We start from the raw sequence: 15,680 nt of genomic DNA on the forward strand, positions 1-15,680 counted from the left end.
GTACAGGGCGCGTATTTTAACGCCCGGTCATCCGATGTAACTGATGAAAATGATTGCCGGCGGGATTGTGGTGTTGATTCTGACCGTGGTTCTGGTCGAGTTCGGTGCGCAGTTCGGCAATCAAGTCGTTGATTGCACGGCAACCCGTGAGTTTTTGAGCATCGATGCCAGTTTTTACCAAGGCCACGCGGTCGGTTTCATGATCATCGTAGATCTTGATGGTCATCGACAAATCGGGTGACAAGGTGCATTGCGAGCGCTTGGGCAGCAAGCTGCTTTCAATGATATTTCGCATTTCGAGGGCAGATAAAAACATGGCAACTCTCTCCTGTTGAGGCGGCCAATTTATGTACACAACGGCGGTATTCTTTTCGTCCGTTTCTTCCATGCGGACTGGGACTACGAATGCCGTGCCGTTCTTCGTTTTTGGCGTTTCTAATCAATGAGCCCCATTAAGCGAACTCCTGAATCATCCCGCAAATAACATGCCTGAATTCACGACGCCCTGGCTTGATTCAAATCAATCACTTAGCTTTACCTGACGCCGGACCGGTCGTGCAGAATGCAAGGCAACGGTAAGAAACCCATGCAAACTGCAATCGCTTTTCTCCTGTCGAAAGCTAGAGTAGCCCCTATTACGGCTGGGTGAGAGGGCATCCGTCGCCTCGTGCAAAAAAACTGTGACTCGGGCTGCAAACCGGACTCATGGCCGCGCGCTCGGCCACATGCCGCAAGCTGTCGAAGTTGATATTGGCACCGGAATCGATCGCCACCAGGGTCTGGCCGTGCGCGCCGGTTCGGGCCACGTACTGCTTGATGCCCGCCACAGCCAAGGCGCCAGAGGGCTCGGTGATTGAGCGGGTGTCGTCATAGATGTCCTTGATCGCCGCGCACAGTTGATCGTTGCTGACGGTCATGACCTCATCGACACAGAAACGGCAGACCTCGAAGCCATGGGCGCCGATCTGTGCGACGGCCACACCATCGGCGAAGGTTCCCACACTCGGCAGCGTCACCCGTTCCCCCGCCACCAACGCCGCCTGCAGGCAGGCGGAGTGTTGCGACTCGACACCGATGATGCACACTTCCGGACGCAGGTACTTGACGTAGGCTGCGATTCCAGCGATCAGCCCACCGCCGCCGACCGGGACAAAAATCGCATCCAGCCTGCCGGGGTGCTGGCGCAGGATCTCCATGGCGACGGTGCCCTGCCCCGCGATCACGTCCGGGTCATCGAAAGGCGACACGAACTCCCGCCCGGTCTGCCGGGCCAAATCCAGGGCGTACTCCAGGGCAAACGGAAAACTCTCCCCGTGCAGCAACGCCTCAGCACCCCGGTTGCGTACGCCCAGCACCTTCAATTGCGGAGTGGTCAAGGGCATGACGATGGTGGCCGAGATACCCAACTCCCGCGCCGCCAGCGCCACGCCTTGGGCATGATTGCCCGCCGAAGCGGTGATGACCCCACGGGCCCGCTGCTCCGGGGTCAATTGAACCAGTCTGTTGTAGGCGCCGCGGATCTTGAAGGAAAAGGTCGGCTGCAGGTCTTCACGCTTGAGCAGGATCGTGTTGCCCAAGGCTTCGGACAATGCAGGGGCCGCTTGCAGTGGCGTGCGCACAGCCAGTTCGTACACCGGGGCGGCCAGGATCTTTTTGACGTAATGTTCCAGCAGGGCTTGCTCGGCGGGGGTAGCGGTCATGGCGGTCTCCTGGTTTGGACAGAACCCTGGAGACAGAAAGAAAAAACCCGCCTCTAGGGCGGGTTGGGTGCAGTCGTCAGCTAGCCCGCCAAATAAGGAATGGCGGTAATAATGCTTGGCTGGCTGCGCAGTACGGTGGAAGTCATGATTGAAAGTTAGCTGGGGGATGGGGGCCAAGTCAATCCAAAATACACAGATGGGCTTGGTTCACCCGCTTGCGGCGAGGGGATTTATCCCCGCTGGGCCGCGAAGTGGCCCCCATGAATCTGGATGCAATCAACCGGACATCCGGCGGTGACCGGTTTGAGGGCCGCTGCGCAGCCAACGGAGCGGTGCGACATTGCGCTAAATCCCCTTGCCACTTACTGCAGGCCAACTTTATACAACGCCCCATCGCCTTCATCCGTCAGCACATACAAGAAACCATCCGGCCCCTGGCGAACGTCACGGATACGCTCGTCGAGTTCACCAAGCAAACGCTCCTCGTGCACGACCTTATCGCCCTTTAATTGCAGGCGGATCAGGTTCTTGGAGACCAGCGCACCGATGAACACGCTGTGCTGCCAGGCCTTGAAGCGATCACTGTCGTAGAACGCCATGCCGCTGAGCCCCGGGGACACCTGCCAGACATGGTGAGGACCCAGGGTGCCTTTGACCGTCGTGCCCTGCGCTTCGGGAATCGGGGCACCGGAGTAATTGATGCCGTGGGTCGCCAACGGCCAGCCGTAATTCTTGCCACGCTCGATAATGTTCAGCTCATCGCCCCCCTTGGGCCCATGCTCGTTTTCCCACAGCGTGCCGTTACGTGGGTTGAGGGCCGCTCCCTGAGGATTGCGAATACCGTAGGCCCAGATCTCGGGGCGGACGTTTTCCTGGCCGACAAACGGGTTATCGTCCGGCACCTTACCGTCGGGGTAGATGCGCACGACCTTGCCTTGCAGCTTGTCCAGGTCCTGGGCAGTGGGCCGGTCGTTGTTTTCCCCCAAGGTGATGAACAGGTAGCCGTCCCGGTCAAACACCAGGCGCGAGCCAAAGTGGTTGCCCTTCGACAGCTTGGGCTGCTGGCGAAAGATCACGTTGAAACTGTTCAGCCTCTTCAAGTCTTGTGACAACTGCCCACGGCCCACCGCAGTGCCGGCCTTGCCGTCTTCACCGACCTCGGAATAGGACAGGTAGACCGTGCGGTCCTGTTTGAAATCCGGTGACAGCACTACATCCAGCAAACCGCCCTGGCCCTTGGCCCAGACCTTGGGAACGCCCCTCAACGGCGCCGATAACTGGCCATCGGGGCCCACCAGGCGCAGGTTGCCGGGGCGCTCCGTGACCAGCATGCCTTGCTGGTCCGGCAGGAACGCCAGCGCCCAAGGGTGCTCCAGGCCCTTGACCACGGTGATCACCTCCAAGGTGCCCTCCTCGCTTTTCGCTCGCTGGGTTTGTGCGGCAGCGGCCGGCGTGGCAAGGGTCAGAACAGCGTTGGCGCAGAGTGCGGCCAGGAGTGTTTTACGCAACATGCACACCTCCTTCTGTAGCGTGGAAAGAAACAGCCAGGATTCAGCGCCTAGCGATTGCCGTTGTTCGTGCTCCTGGGCGGCGGGGTGTAGTCGAGGTTGGGCCGTGGCGAAGCCGGCGGCTGGCCGGAACGAGGGTAGCCATTGCCGATACCGCCGTTTTCCAGGGTCGGTGGACGAGGAGCCGGTATCGTCGGGTTGTTTTGAATCATCGGCACGTTGGGCCGGGTACCTTGCATGCTATTGGGATTGGCCCGGCGAGTCGGGCTGTTATAGGGGTTGTTGTTGCCCGGTAGGTTCTGGGCCAGGACCATTGGGCCTGCACTGGGCGTGGCAGCCTGGGCGGCAGCGGTCAGTAGTAACGCCATGATGGCGAGCATCAGCCTGTTCATTCGAGCACCTCTTGGGTTCAGGCATATCGAAAGCAAGCTACGCCGCAGGTTCGCCGTTGTTAAGCGAAATGTCCCGGTGAAGATGTAACGAAGCGTCTCCGAACCATTGTGGAAGCGAGCTTGCTCGCGACGCTGGGGGGGCAGCTTGCACCCATGGCGTCTGTACCGTCGCTATCGCGAGCAAGCTCGCTCCCGCAGTGAAGCAGGATGGTGGAAACTTTTGCCAAGGCGCGACGGTCACCAGAGAGACATCCATCGGCAAGGAAAACACCACCATGGCACGGGCAATCTGGAAAGGCGCAATCAGTTTCGGGCTGGTCCATATTCCTGTAGCGCTGGTGTCGGCCACCTCTTCCCAGGGGGTGGATTTTGACTGGCTGGACAAGCGCAGCATGGACCCGGTTGGCTACAAGCGGGTCAACAAGGTCACGGGCAAGGAGGTGACCAAGGAAAACATCGTCAAGGGCGTCCAGTACCAGAAAGGCCAATACGTGCTGCTCAGCGAAGAGGAAATTCGTTCCGCCCATCCCAAGTCGACCCAGACCATCGATATCTTTTCCTTTGTCGACAGCGAGAAGATTCCCTTGCAAAACATCGATACGCCCTACTTTCTCGCCCCCGACAAGCGCGGCGGCAAAGTCTATGCCCTGCTGCGCGAGACCCTGGTCAAGAGCAACAAGGTCGCCCTGGCCCACGTCGTGCTGCATACCCGCCAGCACCTGGCAGCGCTCATGCCCCTTGAATCGGCGCTGGTGCTGGTGATGCTGCGCTGGCCCGCAGAGGTGCGCGAGCTGGATGTCCTGGAGCTGGGCGACGAAGTCACTCACCCGACCCTGGCCAAGGGCGAGCTGGAAATGGCCAAGCGCCTCGTGGAGGACATGAGCGCCGATTGGACACCGCAAGAATACCGGGACAGTTTCGAAGACAAGATCATGGAACTGGTGGAGAAAAAAGCCAACGAAGGCCGCCTCGAAGCGGTGGAGACCGACCCAGGCGAGGAGCAGCGCAAGAGCGCCGATGTCATCGACCTTACCGAACTGCTCAAGCGCAGCCTGGGCAGCAAGGGCAAGGCACCTGACAAATCCTCTGGGAAGGCCCCTGCAAAACCGGCGAAAACCGGCAAATCCGCTCCTGCTAAAAAAGCCACCAAGGCCTCCCGGGGGTAAACCCTGGCGTGCGCAATACAAAGGAATCTGTCATGGCCAACGCCGAGAGTGAATATGCTCGTTCGTCCGATACCGAATCGGATGCAACGACGCCCCGCAACCCTGGCCGAATGGGCAAGACAGCCCCTTGAAACCGCCTCCCCGAACGCCTGGCCCCGCAACTGGCCACGCCCGTGGAAGAACCACCCACCGGCGACTGGCGCTATGAGGTCCAATTCCACGGTTATCGCCTGCTGACGCGCATCGAACACGGTGAAGTCCGGTTATACAACCGCAATCATCAGGACTGGACCGAGCGGCTGAAGCTGCATGCCGACGCCCTGGCCGGGTTGAACCTGGAGGACAGTTGGCTCGACGGCGAACTGGTCCTGCTCGACGATACCGGCCACAGCGATTTCGCGGCCCTGCGCCAGGCGTTCGAAATCGGCCGCACCGTCGACATGGTGTATTTCCTGTTCGATGCGCCGTTCCTCAACGGTGTCGACCTGCGCCAGGCGCCGGTGGAAGAGCGCCGTGCAGCACTGAAAAAAGCCCTTGGCAACAACGCCAGCAAGCGCCTGCGCTTTTCCGAGTCGTTTTCCGCCAGCCAGCACGAGATGTTCGAAAGCGCCATCGCCCTGTCACTGGACAGCGTGGTCGGCAAGCGCCTGGGCAGCCCCTATATGTCCCGACGTAGCGCCGATTGGGTAAAACTCAAGTGTCGGTTGCGCCAGTCCTTTGTCATCGTCGGGTTCACCCGGCCCCAAGGCAAGCGCGCCGGTTTCGGCGCGCTGCTGTTGGCAGTCAACGGGCCGGAGGGGCTGGTGTATGCCGGTCGGGTGGGCACCGGGTTCAGCCAGGCACAAATCAAACAGTTACACGCACAACTGAGCGCGCAACAGCGCGAGACTTCACCATTGGCCTTGCCACTCGCCGGTGCGCAAGGACGCGGCGTGCAATGGGTCGAACCTGGCCTGACCTGCGAGGTCGAGTTCGTTGAATGGACTGCCGACAGCCAGGTGCGGCAGGCGATTTTCCTGGATTTGTCGAACAATACGCCGGCCAACAAGATCGTTCGCGAGCAACCCCTACCGATAAAACCTGCGACAAAACCCCAGCGTCGCAGCAAAGCCCGCGCGGCCAAAGTCGACGGCGTGATGATCACCCACCCCGACCGGGTCATCGACAGTGTCAGCGGTGTCCAAAAGGCTGAGCTGGCGCAGTATTACCTGGACATCGCCCCTTGGATCCTGCCGCACCTCAAGCAGCGGCCGGTCGCGCTACTGCGGGCACCGGATGGTATCGGCGAAGAACAGTTCTTTCAAAAACACGCCGATCGCCTGGAGATTCCCCATATCAAGCAGTTGGATCCTGGACTGGACCCAGGCCACGCACCGCTGATGGAAATCGATGACATCCACGCATTGGTCAGCGCGGCGCAGATGGGTACGGTGGAGTTGCACACCTGGACCGCGACTCATGATCGGATCGAGACGCCTGACCTGTTTGTCCTGGACCTGGATCCGGACCCTTCGTTGCCCTGGAGCGCCATGATCGAGGCGACCGGCATGACCTTGGCCCTGCTCGACGAGTTGGGTTTGCAGGCCTTCCTCAAGACCAGCGGTGGCAAAGGCATGCACGTGATAGTGCCCCTGGCCAGAAGCGAGGGTTGGGACACCACCAAGGCATTCGCCAAGGCCATCTCACAGTTCCTGGCCCGGCAGATGCCAGAGCGCATGACCGCCACCATGGGGCCGAAGAACCGCGTCGGGAAAATATTCGTCGACTACCTGCGCAACGCCCGTGGGGCCAGTACAGTGGCCGCCTACTCGGTGCGCGCCAGGCCAGGCCTGCCGGTTTCGGTGCCAATTGCCCGGGCCGAGCTGCAGACCCTGCGCAATGCCCAGCAATGGGACATTTATACCGCGCTGGAACGGGCTAAAGGCCTGCGGACCGATCCTTGGGAAGGCTACAACCACCGCCAGCGGATCACCACCAGGATGTGGGCGCAGCTGGATGCGCAAAAACCCGAGGCATGAGGACGAACACGGCGTTCAAATCCAGACGAAGATCGCCAGCAAACCGCCAAAAAAAGCCCATTTCTGCAGGTAATAAAGCGTGCGGTTGCGTTTCTTCAGGGCCTTGCCCTGCAAGCGGATCTTGTACAGCCTGGAGAACGCCCGGTTCAGGCCGCCCGTCCTGTCGCCCGCGTCGTTGGGCGCACCGGCCGCCGCCATCACGGTGCGGCTGAACCAGCGGTTGAACGCGGTGGCCCAGCGAAACTTCATGGGCCGCTCCACATCGCAGAACAGGATGATGCGGTTATGGTCGGTGGTGTTCTCGGCGTAATGAATGAAGGTTTCGTCGAAAATCACCGCCTCGCCATCGCGCCAATGATAAGGCTCGCCATCGACATTGATGTAGCAGCCGGCATCGTTGGGCGTTTCCAGGCCCAGGTGATACCGATAGGACCCGGCATACGGGTCACGGTGCCGGACCAGCTTCGAGCCCGGAGGCAACTCGGCGAACATCGCCGCCTTGATCGAACCGATGCTCTGCACCAGCTCGGTGGTGCGTGGGCACAGCTTCATGGCCGAGGGATGGCTATCGCCGTACCACTTCAGGTAGAAACGCTTCCAACCGGTCTTGAAGAACGAGTTGAAGCCCACGTCGTCATATTGATTGGATCGCTTGATCTCTCCCGCATGCAGCAGGCTCTGGCCTTCGGCCCGGATCTCTTCCCAGTGAGCCTGCAACGGGCTCAGGTCCGGAAACTGCGCCGGGCTCAGGAACGGCTTGTTGGGCAGTTTCGAGCACAGGTAAAGCAGACAATTGATCGGGGCGAGAAAAGACGAGTGATCGCTCAACTGGCGCCCGAACTTATGCCGCACGCGCCCGCGCAGGTGGACGTAGCCAATGGAGAGGATGTAGATCGCGGCAATGATGAGCTTCACGGAATCCGTCACAATGCAGGAGTGAACAGGCTGCTTCTCCAGGCCAGCCAAGCGGCAAGGGAGATCGCATCGGGTGAGATGGCATTTTAGCCGCAGTTTGTAAGCAAAAGTTATCCTGCAAATGTGAAAAACTGTCTTGTCCGGGCAATACCCTATCGTTTATGCGGCCAGATCAGTACAATCGCCGCCAACTATCACGCGCCCCCTTTTGGCCGAAACCGTTAACCCGGCTTCGGCGCACGTCTACCGGGCCAGGCGCTCCGTATGCTGCTGTCCTCTTATGCCGGATGGACCCTTGCGCTTGCGACCGCGACGCCTTTGCGCGGTCGGGACGTGCGCAAACAGGTACTGAACAGGTACTGCCGCACCCTTAGCTACTCTGAATGTTCCGCAGGATAAACCTTTGATCTCTACAGCTAACATCACGATGCAGTTCGGCGCCAAGCCACTGTTCGAAAACGTCTCGGTCAAATTCGGCGCGGGTAACCGCTACGGTCTGATCGGCGCCAACGGTTGCGGCAAGTCGACCTTCATGAAAATCCTCGGCGGCGACCTCGAGCCGTCCGGCGGCCAGGTCATGCTCGAGCCGAACGTGCGCCTGGGTAAACTGCGCCAGGACCAGTTCGCCTACGAAGAATTCACCGTGATCGACACGGTGATCATGGGTCACGAAGAGCTGTGGAAGGTCAAGGCCGAGCGCGACCGCATCTATTCGCTGCCGGAAATGACCGAAGAAGACGGCATGGCCGTGGCCGAGCTGGAAACCGAATTTGCCGAAATGGACGGCTACACCGCCGAATCCCGCGCCGGTGAACTGCTGTTGGGCCTGGGGATTGGCATCGAGCAGCATTTCGGCCCGATGAGCGAAGTGTCGCCAGGCTGGAAACTGCGTGTGCTGCTGGCCCAGGCGCTGTTCTCCGACCCGGAAGTGCTGCTGCTGGACGAGCCGACCAACCACCTGGATATCAACACCATCCGCTGGCTGGAAAACGTGCTGACCCAGCGCTCGAGCCTGATGATCATCATCTCCCACGACCGTCACTTCCTGAACAGTGTCTGCACCCACATGGCAGACCTGGACTACGGTGAGCTGCGCCTGTTCCCGGGCAACTATGACGAATACATGACCGTGGCGACCCAGTCCCGCGAGCAGTTGCTGTCGGACAACGCCAAGAAGAAAGCGCAGATTTCCGAACTGCAGTCGTTCGTCAGCCGTTTCTCGGCCAACGCCTCGAAAGCCAAGCAAGCCACCTCCCGCGCCAAGCAGATCGACAAGATCCAACTGGCCGAGGTCAAGCCATCGAGCCGCGTCAGCCCGTTCATTCGCTTCGAACAGACCAAGAAACTGCACCGCCAGGCGGTCATTGTCGAGCGCATGGCCAAAGGCTTTGATGGCAAGCCGCTGTTCAAGGACTTCAGCTTCACCGTCGAAGCCGGCGAGCGCGTGGCGATCATTGGCCCGAACGGTATCGGCAAGACCACCTTGCTGCGCACCTTGGTCAATGAACTGGAACCGGATGCCGGTACCGTGAAATGGACCGACGCCGCGGAACTGGGCTACTACGCCCAGGACCATGCCCACGACTTCGAAGACGACGTCAACCTGTTCGACTGGATGGGCCAATGGACCCAGGGCGGCGAACAACTGGTGCGTGGCACCTTGGGCCGCATGCTGTTTTCCAACGACGAGATCCTCAAGTCGGTCAAGGTCATTTCCGGTGGTGAACAGGGCCGCATGCTGTTCGGCAAACTGATCCTGCAAAAGCCGAACGTGCTGGTCATGGACGAACCGACCAACCACTTGGACATGGAATCCATCGAAGCGCTGAACCTGGCGCTGGAAAACTACCCGGGCACGCTGATCTTCGTCAGCCACGACCGTGAGTTCGTCTCGTCCCTGGCCACTCGCATCATCGAACTGAGTGCCGACGGCGTGGTGGACTTCAGCGGCACCTATGATGACTACCTGCGTAGCCAGGGTGTGGTGTTCTAAGCACAGCCCTCAGCTGTAAGCTGCAAGTGAAAGCCCTGTCCGTAGCGACAGGGCTTTTTGTATTCCAAGATCACAACTGGGCCTGTGGGATTTGTGGTGGCTTCCCAGATTGAAATCCGCTTGCGTCAACACATTTAGTTAGCCTGCTTTCTTTTATCCCCACCTCGCGCCATGATGAGGCTCTCTTACCGCCGCCCGCGAACGAGCCCCATGCCCACGCCCTCACCTGCCCCCAGTTCCCTGTCGATCACCCTGCAGATCGTCTCCATCGTTTTCTACACCTTCATCGCCTTTCTCTGCATCGGCCTGCCCATTGCCGTACTGCCGGGGTATGTCCACGAACAGTTGGGCTTCAGCGCAGTGGTCGCCGGGCTGACCATCGGCTCACAATATCTGGCTACCCTGCTCAGCCGTCCCATGGCCGGTCGGTTGTCGGACAGCGTCGGCACCAAGCGGGCAATCGTCTACGGGCTGTCGGGGATTGTGCTCAGCGGCGTGCTGACGCTGCTCTCGACCTTGCTGCAAGGGTTTCCCCTGCCCAGCCTGCTGATTCTGATTGCCGGTCGCTTGCTGCTCGGCGTGGCCCAAGGGCTGATCGGCGTAGGCACCATCAGTTGGTGCATGGGCCAGGTGGGTGTGGAACACACGGCTCGCTCGATTTCCTGGAACGGCATCGCCTCGTACGGGGCCATTGCCATTGGCGCCCCGCTGGGTGTGGTGATGGTTGGTGAACTGGGTTTCGCCAGTCTGGGCATTGCGTTGTCGTTGCTGGCGGGCGCTGCGCTGTTGATGATTCGCAACAAGCCGTCGGTGCCGGTCATTCGTGGCGAACGCTTGCCTTTCTGGGCGGTATTTGGACGCATTGCGCCGTACGGAGCAGGCCTGAGCCTGGCATCGATCGGCTACGGTACGCTCACGACGTTTATCACACTGTTTTACATCAGCCGCGGCTGGACCGGCGCGGCGTGGTGCCTGACGGTTTTCGGCGTCTGCTTCATCCTCGCGCGATTAGTGTTCATTTCCAGCATCGCCCGCTTCGGCGGCTTCAACTCGGCCATTGTCTGCATGAGCATAGAAACCCTCGGGCTGGTATTGCTGTGGCTGGCCCCATCCACTCCGTTCGCCCTGGTCGGCGCCGGGCTGGCCGGCTTCGGGCTGTCGCTGGTGTATCCGGCGCTCGGGGTGGAGGCCATCAAGCAGGTGCCGAACACCAGTCGTGGCGCGGGCTTGAGTGCCTACGCGGTGTTCTTTGACCTGGCGCTGGCGATTGCCGGTCCGCTGATGGGCGCGGTGGCATTGAACCTGGGTTATTCGTCGATCTTCTTCTGTGCCGCGTTGCTGTCCGTCAGCGGCCTGGGGCTGACCTTGCTGCTGCGTCGCCGGGCCATAAACTCACCTTATTGATCGTAATACTGTTCATTGCCGTTTTTTGGCTTTTTGAGAAGACCCGGTATTTACTTGCTCTGGTGTGTATATCCATTTCTGCGGTAACGGATATACACACCATCCTTATTGATCAGCCGTCCTCATCCCCGCCCGGGTCGGCTTGCCCAAAGCCTCGCCAAAAAAGCGGCTGGCCTCGGAAATCATGGTGCGGTGGATATCCTTGCGGTCGACACCGTCCGCATCCGTGCAGAGCGCTGGCATCGCGGCGATCTGCTCGTCGGTACACGGGGCCAGGAAGACAAAGTGCCCCGCGCCGGCCAGGGTCTTGAAATCCGGTGCGGTAGGCAGCTTGCGGGCCAAGGCGGCAGCGTTCTTGTCGAAAGCCACGAGTTTGTCGCCATCACCGCTGTACAACAGCACCGGCACATGGACATCGGCCAGGGTGTGACGACCGAATTTCAGGCTCAACGGCGCCATCAGCAGCAATGCCCGGACCCTGGGGTCGGCCACAGGTTGCAGGTCGTCGCGGTCGGCGATCAGTTCGCCCTGGGTGTTACAGGCATCACGGTCGTCCGGTCGCTCCTGGCAGTAGCGACGCAGGCGATTGAGATCCGGCGTCGCACCGGACAGGATCAGCGCCGTCTCGCCACCGGCCGAATAGCCGATCACCCCGACCTGCCCGGCGTTGACGAACGGCGAGAGCATCGGGTCGTTCAACGTTGCGGTAATGGCTTCGGAAATCTGGATCGGCCGGCCATACAGGTTGCTCAGGGTCCCGAGCCGGCTGTGGTCCTGGGCGTTGTCGCCGGGATGAATCACCGCCACCACGACAAATCCCTTGCGCGCCAGCGAGGTGGCCAGGTCGTGCAGGGCCAGCGGTGTACCGGTATTGCCATGGGACAGCATCAGCAGCGGAAAGCGGCCGATGGCGATCTGGGCGTCTGGCGCGGCATCGATCTGGTAGCCACCCAGCAGGCTGGACTGTTCCCGGTCGGTGGACGGATAAAAGGCGAAAGCGTGCATCGGCTGCTGATCCAGCGGATCGAGAAAGCTCAGCTCATGGACGCCGGCGCTCCAATGCGGATGCGGCCCCGGTGCGGCCTGCACTGAACCGAGACTGGCAAACAAGCAAAGCAGCAGCGCTGCACCAAAACGTGTCATCGAATCTTCCACCTTCACCAGCGCCCGGGAAGACCCCGTCGCTCGCACTCTTGGCCGTGCATAACCTGCGCCATGAAGCCCAGCGCCGAATGCAGCAAAACCCTGCATCCCGACCATCCAATGACGATGAGAATACAGGGTTTTGCCAAGGTTGCCCGAAGAGCTTGGTGCCTTTACGCAGATTTTAGGCAACGGCGAATTGCTGGCTGATTTTCGACTTAGCTTCGCGCATGCCCTTGGTGTGCAAGTCATCCCCCTTGTTCAACCCTTCGGCACGAACGATTTCGATGTCGCTAATGCCCAGGAAGCCGAACATAAATGTCAGATAGTCTTCATGACCCACGCCACTCGGCTTGCCGGCATGCAACCCGCCAGCTGTGGAAACGATCACCAGCTTCTTGCCACCACACAAACCTTCATAGCCTGAATCGCCATAGCGGAATGTCTGGCCAGCAACGGCAATGCGGTCAATCCAGGCCTTGAGCTGGGTCGGGATAGTGAAGTTGTACATGGGCGCGGCAATGACCAGCGCATCCGCCGCCAGGAACTCTGCCATTGTTTCAGCGCTGAGGTCAGCTTCGTATTTCAGGGCAGCGTCGCGCAATTCAGCACTGGTGCCGGCAGCAACCAGCGTCTGGGCGGAAAAATGGCTGATGGCGTCGGCGGCCAGGTCACGGTAAGTGACGGTGATGCCTGGCTCGGCAGCTTTCCAGGCTTCAACCACTTCACGGCTCAATTGGCGGGAAGCGGAGTTGTCGCCGAGGATGCTCGAATCGATGTGCAGCAGTTTCATGTGAGTGCTCTCCAAGTGAGGACCGCACCAGGCGATCAATTGGCGACCATCCTATCGATGAAGCCAATGATCGATAAGTCAGCATAAATGCGATAGTTTGTCCCACTGACAGGACAATCGAGTTCACCATGCAAGACCTCAATGATTTGTACTACTTCGCCAAAGTCGTCGAAGCCGGCGGTTTCGCGGCGGCCGGGCGCCTGCTGGGCATTCCCAAGTCGCGATTGTCGCGGCGTATGGCCGAGCTGGAAGAACGCCTCGGCGTCCGGTTGCTCCAGCGTACTACCCGTCAGTTGAAATTGACCGCGGTCGGCGAACGTTACCTGCGCCATTGCCAGGCCATGTTGCTGGAGGCCGAGATGGCCGACGAAGCGGTGGCGAGCATGTCCAGCGAGCCCCGTGGCCGATTGCGGGTGTCGAGCCCGGTGGGCCTGGCCCACCAATTCCTGCCCGTAGTGATCGAAACCTTCCTGGCTAAATACCCTTTGGTGCAACTGGACATGACCCTGCTCAACCGCCGGGTCGACCTGATCGGCGAAGGCATCGACGTGGCGTTGCGGGTGCGCGACCTGGGGGATGAAGACCCCTTGCTGATGACCCGGCGTTTGCGCCGGGCACGACTGATGCTGGTCGCCAGCCCGGCCTTTGTCGAAGGGCGGCGGATCGAATCCCCGGATGATCTCAAACAGTTGCCAGTACTGGGGGCATTGGAAGCCGATCGCCAGGTGCACCTGCGCCTGGTCAGCGCCGATGGACAGCGTGTGGAACTGAGCCTGGAGGCCCGCCTGGGCATTGACGACTTCATTGTGCGTCGCGCCTGCACCCTCGCCGGCCTGGGCTTCACGTTATTGCCGAGCATGTATTGCGAGCAGGAATTGCTTGACGGCACACTGGTGGAATTGCTGCCTGGATGGTCGTTGCCCGATGGCTGGCTCCAGGCGGTCTACCCGCATCGACGCGGCATGCTGCCAGCGGTGCGTGCATGGATCGACCATTTGGTGGAAGCCTTCGAGGGCTGTGGAGATAGAACGCTATGAGTTTGAGCGAAGAGGATGTCGCGCGGTTTTGCCTGGGCCTGCCCGGCGCCCGGGAGGACTACAAATGGGGCGGCGTGCGGGTGTTTTCCATTGCCGGGAACAAGATGTTCGCCCTCCAGGGCCTGAGGAGCGACTCGTTGGCGTTCAAGGTCGACAAGGATCTGTTCCTGGGTCATTGCGACCGGCCGGGCATTCACCCCGCGCCTTACCTGGCGCGGGCCCAGTGGGTCATCATGCAGGTGCCCTACCCGCTGGGTGCCGAAGAGCTGCGTGGCTTGCTGCAACGCTCACATCAATTGGTGGTGAGCAAATTGCCCAAGCGCACGCAGGTGGGTTTGTTGCTCTAGCCATTCAGAACAGATAGCTGCCCAGGAACAACTGGTCGATCCAGAACACTTGGTGCAACATCACGATGAACCAGAACACCATCTGGAACGACACCTTGCGGGTCTTGTGGCGAAACAGCTGCTGGGCCAGCAAGGCGCCAGGCCAACCGCCGGCCAGCTCCACCGCATGCAGCACGTTCTCCGGAGTGCGCCAGGCGTCGGTGCGTGCCTTGCGCTTGTCGCTCCAGTACAGCAGGAACGCCACCACGCTGACCACACCATAAGCCACCAGCGGCACCCATGACACCGCCCGCAGCCCGAACAGCAGTGAACCGAACAGCGGCAAGGCACAGAGCAGCGCAAACACCATCAGTTTGAGCCGCAGGTGCTGCACGGCGCCGTCGGCACTGCGCCCGGTACGTTTGCGGCCACCTGAATCGTTCATGGCTTGGCAGCGCTCCAGTCCACCCAGCCGAACTGCCAGGTGGCCAGGATCAACAGGCCGAAGGCGATTCGATACCAGGCGAACACGGCGTAACTGTGACTGGCGATGAACCGCAGCAGGCCCTTGACCGCAATCATGGCGAAAATGAACGCTGTGACGAAGCCAATGGCGAACACCGGGAAATCCGCCGGGACGAACAGCTCGCGGTATTTGTAGCCCGAGTAGACCGCCGCGCCGACCATGGTCGGCATCGCCAGGAAAAACGAAAACTCGGTAGCGGTTTTACGCGACAGGCCGAACAGCAGGCCACCGATGATGGTCGCTCCGGAACGCGAGGTGCCCGGGATCATCGCAATGCACTGGGCCAGGCCAACCTTCAGTGCGTCCTTCCAGGAGATCTCGTCCACCGTTTCGGCGTGCACCTGGTGCTGGCGCTTCTCGGCCCAGAGCATCACCAGGCCGCCCACCACCAGCGCGGCGGCGACGGTGATCGGGTTGAACAGGTAGTGGTGGATCCAGTCGGCGAACAGCACACCCAAGACCACGGCCGGCAGGAAGGCGATCAGCAGGTTGGCGGTGAACCGGCGGGCGCTGGGTTGCGTCGGCAGGCCCAGCACCACGTCGAAGATCTTGCGCCGGAACTCCCAGACCACCGCCAGGATCGCGCCGAGCTGGATGATAATGTTGAACGCCATCGAACGTTCGCCACCGAACTCAAGCAAGTCGGCGACAATGATCTGGTGTCCCGTGCTGGAAATCGGCAGAAATTCCGTCAAGCCTTCCACTACGCCAAGAATCAGTGCCGAAAAGGCGGTCCACAAATCCATTCATCCCCCAAAA

The 15,680-nt window shown here is 60.5% G+C and carries 14 protein-coding genes and 1 pseudogene; 6 read left to right on the forward strand and 9 right to left on the reverse strand.

Annotated features, from left to right (window positions below; all coding sequences use genetic code 11):
* Nucleotides 1-16: 16 nt before the first annotated feature.
* The 4 genes from GN234_RS04045 to GN234_RS04060 all read right to left on the reverse strand — a co-directional run bounded on the left by GN234_RS04045 (nt 17) and on the right by GN234_RS04060 (nt 3,600).
* Nucleotides 17-316: a DUF1652 domain-containing protein gene (locus GN234_RS04045; protein WP_109755379.1), complete on the reverse strand. Its 300-nt coding sequence runs from the start codon at nt 314-316 to the stop codon at nt 17-19.
* 319 nt (nt 317-635) lie between these two features.
* The gene (gene ilvA, locus GN234_RS04050) at nt 636-1,700 is read right to left on the reverse strand and encodes a threonine ammonia-lyase, biosynthetic (protein WP_176687925.1); all 1,065 of its coding nucleotides are present in this window, start codon (nt 1,698-1,700) and stop codon (nt 636-638) included.
* A 362-nt stretch (nt 1,701-2,062) separates the two neighbouring features.
* Nucleotides 2,063-3,211, reverse strand: coding sequence for a PQQ-dependent sugar dehydrogenase (locus GN234_RS04055; RefSeq protein WP_109755377.1), 1,149 nt, complete (start codon nt 3,209-3,211; stop codon nt 2,063-2,065).
* Between the two features lie 47 nt (nt 3,212-3,258).
* Nucleotides 3,259-3,600, reverse strand: a complete 342-nt coding sequence (locus tag GN234_RS04060; protein ID WP_109755376.1) for a hypothetical protein — start codon at nt 3,598-3,600, stop codon at nt 3,259-3,261.
* Nucleotides 3,601-3,875: 275 nt separating this feature from the next.
* Here GN234_RS04060 and ku point away from each other — a divergent pair, with 275 nt between their 5' ends.
* Complete coding sequence (ku, locus tag GN234_RS04065) at nt 3,876-4,766, forward strand: non-homologous end joining protein Ku (RefSeq protein WP_176687926.1); 891 nt, start codon at nt 3,876-3,878, stop codon at nt 4,764-4,766.
* Nucleotides 4,767-4,903: 137 nt separating this feature from the next.
* Nucleotides 4,904-6,784 (forward strand): annotated as a pseudogene (gene ligD, locus GN234_RS04070) (DNA ligase D); the annotation flags it as partial.
* A gap of 15 nt (nt 6,785-6,799) precedes the next feature.
* Here ligD and lpxO read toward each other — a convergent pair.
* The gene (gene lpxO, locus GN234_RS04075; protein ID WP_109755465.1) at nt 6,800-7,699 is read right to left on the reverse strand and encodes a lipid A hydroxylase LpxO; all 900 of its coding nucleotides are present in this window, start codon (nt 7,697-7,699) and stop codon (nt 6,800-6,802) included.
* 403 nt (nt 7,700-8,102) lie between these two features.
* On the opposite strand from lpxO, the gene GN234_RS04080 reads away from it, so the two are divergent.
* Entirely contained in the window at nt 8,103-9,692 is a 1,590-nt protein-coding gene (locus GN234_RS04080) for an ABC-F family ATPase (RefSeq protein ID WP_003181279.1), read from the forward strand.
* 210 nt (nt 9,693-9,902) lie between these two features.
* Entirely contained in the window at nt 9,903-11,096 is a 1,194-nt protein-coding gene (locus GN234_RS04085) for an MFS transporter (protein ID WP_116832359.1), read from the forward strand.
* 105 nt (nt 11,097-11,201) lie between these two features.
* On the opposite strand, the gene GN234_RS04090 is transcribed toward GN234_RS04085, so the two are convergent.
* Nucleotides 11,202-12,239 (reverse strand): alpha/beta hydrolase family protein, encoded by a 1,038-nt coding sequence (locus GN234_RS04090; protein ID WP_176687927.1) that lies wholly within the window; start codon nt 12,237-12,239, stop codon nt 11,202-11,204.
* A 184-nt stretch (nt 12,240-12,423) separates the two neighbouring features.
* Complete coding sequence (locus tag GN234_RS04095) at nt 12,424-13,032, reverse strand: FMN-dependent NADH-azoreductase (protein WP_109755371.1); 609 nt, start codon at nt 13,030-13,032, stop codon at nt 12,424-12,426.
* 128 nt (nt 13,033-13,160) lie between these two features.
* Here GN234_RS04095 and GN234_RS04100 point away from each other — a divergent pair, with 128 nt between their 5' ends.
* Entirely contained in the window at nt 13,161-14,069 is a 909-nt protein-coding gene (locus GN234_RS04100) for a LysR substrate-binding domain-containing protein (RefSeq protein ID WP_109755370.1), read from the forward strand.
* Nucleotides 14,066-14,416 carry an MmcQ/YjbR family DNA-binding protein gene (locus GN234_RS04105; protein ID WP_109755369.1) on the forward strand — a complete coding sequence of 117 codons (351 nt, stop codon included), beginning with the start codon at nt 14,066-14,068 and terminating at the stop codon, nt 14,414-14,416. Before GN234_RS04100 ends, GN234_RS04105 begins: the two co-directional genes overlap by 4 nt.
* Nucleotides 14,417-14,420: 4 nt before the next feature.
* Here the strand turns inward: GN234_RS04105 and GN234_RS04110 are convergent, their stop codons facing one another.
* The gene (locus tag GN234_RS04110) at nt 14,421-14,840 is read right to left on the reverse strand and encodes a DUF1294 domain-containing protein (protein ID WP_109755368.1); all 420 of its coding nucleotides are present in this window, start codon (nt 14,838-14,840) and stop codon (nt 14,421-14,423) included.
* Nucleotides 14,837-15,667: an undecaprenyl-diphosphate phosphatase gene (locus GN234_RS04115; protein ID WP_109755367.1), complete on the reverse strand. Its 831-nt coding sequence runs from the start codon at nt 15,665-15,667 to the stop codon at nt 14,837-14,839. The genes GN234_RS04110 and GN234_RS04115 overlap by 4 nt, the downstream gene beginning before the upstream one ends.
* Between the last annotated feature and the right edge of the window lie 13 nt (nt 15,668-15,680).

The sequence above is a fragment of the Pseudomonas bijieensis genome (assembly GCF_013347965.1).
GTDB classification, from domain to species: Bacteria; Pseudomonadota; Gammaproteobacteria; order Pseudomonadales; family Pseudomonadaceae; genus Aquipseudomonas; species Aquipseudomonas bijieensis.